This is a genomic window from Shigella sp. FC1967 (assembly GCF_001743005.1).
In the GTDB taxonomy this organism is placed as follows: Bacteria; Pseudomonadota; Gammaproteobacteria; order Enterobacterales; family Enterobacteriaceae; genus Proteus.
The window spans coordinates 1-4,977 of the sequence record NZ_MIIZ01000675.1; the positions used below are offsets into that span (position 1 = coordinate 1).

Genomic DNA, 4,977 nt, shown 5'->3' on the forward strand with positions numbered 1-4,977 from the left:
CAAGTGATCCAATGTTCAGGACATTGATCGTCATTATCATAGTATTCAGTTTCCATCTCTTCTGTGCATTTCAAGATGACGCCATCAGAAAACAGCCAATGACTCACTCCGTTATATTTATATCAACAAATAACGCTATTAAAATGATTGTGATGCTCTTATTATTGACTATTAGCAAGTTGCATTTTTAACCAAAAGCTTTGCTGGCATAAATTAAAAAACTCTTTTCGACAAGGAGAAATCGGTTTGTTATTTGACTCTACAATTTCCCAAGTGATCCAATGTTCAGGACATTGATCGTCATTATCATAGTATTCAGTTTCCATCTCTTCTGTGCATTTCAAGATGACGCCATCAGAAAACAGCCAAGTATGAATTGTTCTGGTTATTTCTGTTAAGTTATCCGAAAAACGCTGTGTACTTAAAGTTTCATAGCTCTCTTCTTGGTTTACAATTTGAGATATATACTTCGCTAACATCACCTTCTCTCTTGTTTTACTTCCTATTATTTTTCATCAAAAGCATCTGCCATAAATAAAAATTTAGGTTCAGCTTTTTTTATATGCATTAATTATAGGAACAAGCCGCTGAAAAATGTTCACTAGCACAATGCACATCAAGTGCAGCATGATCAGGCCATTGTTCAACAAAGATAAAGTGGCCAGGATCTTTTTCATCAACATATAAATTGTAACTAATACAAAGAGGTTCTTTCTTAGTTGCTTCAACAAGTTCACGATAAAGAGGTAAAAACAGTTTCTATCGCTTCTGTTTTAATAAAATCTTCAGCAATCACTTTTAACATCACTTTTCCCTTACCATAACTGGACAGCACGGAATACTGTATAAAAACACAGATGAATATAGTCTAGTTAACTTAAGAGATCTACCCTCTTTACATAAGAAATATGCTTTTTAAAACCAATAAAAATAACGTTAATTTTTCAATCTACCTTTTTTATTTTTCTTTAAACACTCGTTCCTTAATCGTGAACTCATTTTGAAAACAAAGGTAAAACGATGCAGTAACCTATTGAAGTGATAACAAAGTACTGTTTCAAATAGAAAGCAGTAAGCATCAAACATTTATCTTCTGTATAAGTGAAAATATCCGTTTAAATAATGCAGATTCTCTTTATATAATAGCAATTCATTCAGTAATAAAGTGACAGTAGGATTGGGGGTTAACGTGTGGCTTGAACAATTTGGTGTACTCAATATCTGGACATACCTTGCAGGCATGTTTTTTATTATTCTTGTCCCTGGTCCTAATACACTCTATGTACTAAAAACAAGTGCATCTGGAGGGGTTCGCGATGGGTATCGTGCGGCATTTGGTGTGTTCTTAGGTGATGCTATTTTAATTTTTCTCGCCTTTATTGGTGTTGCATCTGTAATAAAAGCCTCTCCTTTACTCTTTACTATTGTCCGTTTTTTTAGGTGCTTTTTTATCTTCTCTATTTGGGCATAAAAATTATCCATGCCACTTTTTTTCTCTAAAAAATCACATTCAGAACAAACAACAACAGTACAAAAACACGTTTTTTAGAAAAGCGCTCACTTTAAGTATGACCAACCCTAAAGCCATTTTATTTTATATTTCATTTTTTGTTCAGTTTATTGATTTTAATTATGCACATACCGGATTATCTTATCTCATTCTAGCTTCCATGCTTGAAGCGTTTAGCTTTATCTATCTCTCTTTTCTAATCTTTGGTGGTGTAGTCCTTGCTCGTTTCTTTGGCTCACGTAAAAATATCGCTAAATTAGGTAATGGTGTTATCGGACTTTTCTTTATGGGCTTCGCGACTAAATTAGCAACATTATCATCATAATTTTTAATAACATATATCCATTAATATTATTATATAATCATAGAGGTCAAGACCCTGCTTATACTGGGTTTTGTCCTCAAGATGCGTTCATTTTGTCGCGGACAATACGTTGTCACAATTAACTACTGAACGTAGAAAAAATGCTCTTTTACATAAACGACCAACCATACCTTATTAAGGTCTATGTTTATTAATAATTACCGCGTGATACAAAAAAAGTTTAATAGCCTTATCCCGTTTATATAAGGCTATACGCCTTATTTTTACCGCATTGAAATCGCTTAACCGTAGTTATCTATATCGAAACCACCCTACCATCTGGTATCATTGGCGACTTATCAATTTTCTTGCCATAAATAACTTTGTTTTTCATACAACTTATTATTTGACCCTATCAATATTTTATTGATATATCATGTTGTTAAGGTATCAAAATAACGAAGAACAAAGCCTTGTTTGGCAAATTACAGAATAATCAGCAACGATATAGAACCGTAAAAATGAGCATCCCAAAAGAGCAGTATAATTTCAACAAACTACAAAAACGCTTACGCCGTGATGTTGGGCAAGCTATCGCTGACTTTAATATGATTGAAGATGGCGACAAAATCATGGTCTGCCTTTCTGGTGGTAAAGATAGCTACACGCTACTTTCTATCTTAATGAATCTACAAAAAAGTGCGCCAATTAATTTTTCACTGATTGCCGTCAATTTGGATCAAAAACAACCCGGGTTTCCTGAGCATATTTTACCTGAGTATTTAAATGGGCTTGGCGTAGAATATAAAATTGTTGAAGAGAATACCTATGGGATCGTTAAGGACATTATTCCTGAAGGTAAAACAACTTGCTCTTTATGTTCACGTTTGCGTCGTGGTATTTTATATCGTACAGCGACAGAACTTGGTGCAACTAAAATTGCTTTAGGCCATCATCGTGATGATATTTTAGAAACATTATTTTTAAATATGTTCTATGGTGGCAAGCTTAAAGGTATGCCCCCTAAATTAATGAGTGATGATGGCAAACAAATCGTTATTCGCCCTCTTGCTTATGCGCGTGAAAAAGATATTGAGCGTTTCGCACAAGCTAAACAATTCCCAATTATTCCATGTAATCTTTGTGGTTCACAACCGAACCTTCAGCGTCAAGTTATTAAAGAGATGCTAAGAGATTGGGATAAACGTTATCCTGGTCGTATTGAAACCATGTTTAGGGCGACACAAAATATTGTTCCATCACACTTATGTGATACTCAATTATTTGATTTTGCGAATATCAAACATGGTGATGAAGTCATTAATGGCGGTGATTTAGCTTTTGATAAAGACGATATTCCAGCCGTTCCTGTGATGTTCCAGGAAGAAGATGATGAACGTCCTGACTTTAGCCAAAATAAACTCGATATTGTTGAAGTGAAATAATGCACTATCTCCTAAGCCTTGCATACAGGGCTTAGGATTTTTATGGCTAAATAATAGTCAATAATAAATTTTGGCAAAAAAAAACGATGTTAATAAACATCGGTATAATAATGGTCAATTATTCTGTATTAAGAACTCAATATGAGAAAAACTACAATTATGGAGCACAACGTTCATCGCTCAACGTTGTATTCACCTGCGAGAGTTATAATGCCAGATGTTCTATTTTTAAAAAAATTGATATAATCTCAAACTGAGTTAGAGAATTCTTTTTTTAAATCCATTTAGTTACGATTAATTTGCTGAAAATTTACAACCACCTACTTACGCTTTAACCACCAAGTAACAATCACAATCAAAATAAAGAGAGATAAACAAAAAATGGTAAAACCGTAAGGAAACTCATTTCCGGGGATCCCACCTAAATTGACACCAAATAGTCCTGTCAGAAACGTTGTTGGCAAAAATAACATCGCCATTAGCGACATAGTGTAAGTACGTCTATTCATCGCATCAGCCATCATGGAGGTTATTTCATCTGCAATCACCGCCGTACGAGAAATACTACTATCCAAATCTTCCAAGCGTCGAGAAAGTCTTTCTGAGATTTCTAACATCGTAACTCTATCGCTGTCACTCATCCATGGTAACTTTTCAATAGAGAGTCTTGAGAAGACATCTCGTTGAGGCGCCATATAACGACGTAAAACAATTAACTGTTTTCTTAATAATGCAAGCTCACCTCTTGCCGGTATTTGTTGATCGAGGATCATATCTTCCAACTCAATTAATTGGTCATGTAGCGTCTCAACAAATTCACCTATTTCATCGGTCACTGCGTCAGCCATCGTAATTAGCCAATCACCGCTATTTTCAGGTCCATTACCGAGTTCTAAAGCATGAATAACAGAATCTACAGAATTGACTCGGCGGTGACGACTTGAAATGATTGTTTGGCTGTTAATATAAATTCTAAAAGCAACAAGCTCATCAGGTCGATCATTAGGATTATTATTAATTGTTTGCAGATTAATGATGATACTTTCACCAATACGTTGTGCTTTTGGTCTAACACTCTCTGCAAGTAATATATCTTTAGCAATAGGTGGAAGTAATTCTGCCTCTTGTATCCATTGCGCACTTTGTGGTTTGCGGTAATCTAAGTGCACCCAATATGGATTTTCATTTGTTGCGACAGTCTCTGCCGTGATTTCTGTTACCCCTCCATGCCCATCAAGCTGCGCTGTATAAATAGCATCTGAATCTTGTATAACAGAGTCATTAATTGTTTTCACTTAGCTTCCTCCATAACTTTTGCAGTAAAGATAATACTTGAATTCAATGCTCAACTGTCAAATATGATTAATCTACCTTCATTTTATAACGCTATATTTTGAACTATGATCCTATAATCTTTTCTAGTTAGCTGTATATCAACACTATTTTTTTTCATTTTATCTAAAAACCTCTATAATTTTTCATTACTTTTAGGGATTATTACACTAAATTGAATACTGATAATTACGCTAAAAATATTAATACTTAAAAACAATGGCATGTAACTTATTTTTATTTTATAGATAAAAAAATTACCTGCTGTAATTTTATAATAACCATCGGTCTGGTGTATACTAAATATACTTTAATACATTTATTGCACCCTAAAATAAGGTCATCAATATGAAAAAATTTATCGCTATTCCTTTATTTTTTGCTTT

General features: G+C 34.0%; 2 protein-coding genes and 3 pseudogenes. 2 read left to right on the top strand and 3 right to left on the bottom strand.

Translation table 11 applies throughout. The features are described 5' to 3' along the window. Positions 1 to 161: 161 nt before the first annotated feature. A complete protein-coding gene (locus BHE89_RS09435; protein WP_069369266.1) occupies positions 162 to 479 on the bottom strand; it encodes a hypothetical protein in 318 nt (105 codons plus the stop codon). 26 nt (positions 480 to 505) lie between these two features. Then, positions 506 to 805 (bottom strand): annotated as a pseudogene (locus tag BHE89_RS09440) (putative quinol monooxygenase). 435 nt (positions 806 to 1,240) lie between these two features. Between BHE89_RS09440 and leuE the strand changes: the two are divergent. Then, positions 1,241 to 1,835 (top strand): annotated as a pseudogene (leuE, locus tag BHE89_RS09445) (leucine efflux protein LeuE). 500 nt (positions 1,836 to 2,335) lie between these two features. Continuing rightward, positions 2,336 to 3,259 carry a tRNA 2-thiocytidine(32) synthetase TtcA gene (gene ttcA / locus BHE89_RS09450; RefSeq protein WP_069369268.1) on the top strand — a complete coding sequence of 308 codons (924 nt, stop codon included), beginning with the start codon at positions 2,336 to 2,338 and terminating at the stop codon, positions 3,257 to 3,259. A gap of 310 nt (positions 3,260 to 3,569) precedes the next feature. Here ttcA and zntB read toward each other — a convergent pair. Next, a pseudogene (zntB, locus tag BHE89_RS09455) lies at positions 3,570 to 4,554 on the bottom strand (zinc transporter ZntB). Between the last annotated feature and the right edge of the window lie 423 nt (positions 4,555 to 4,977).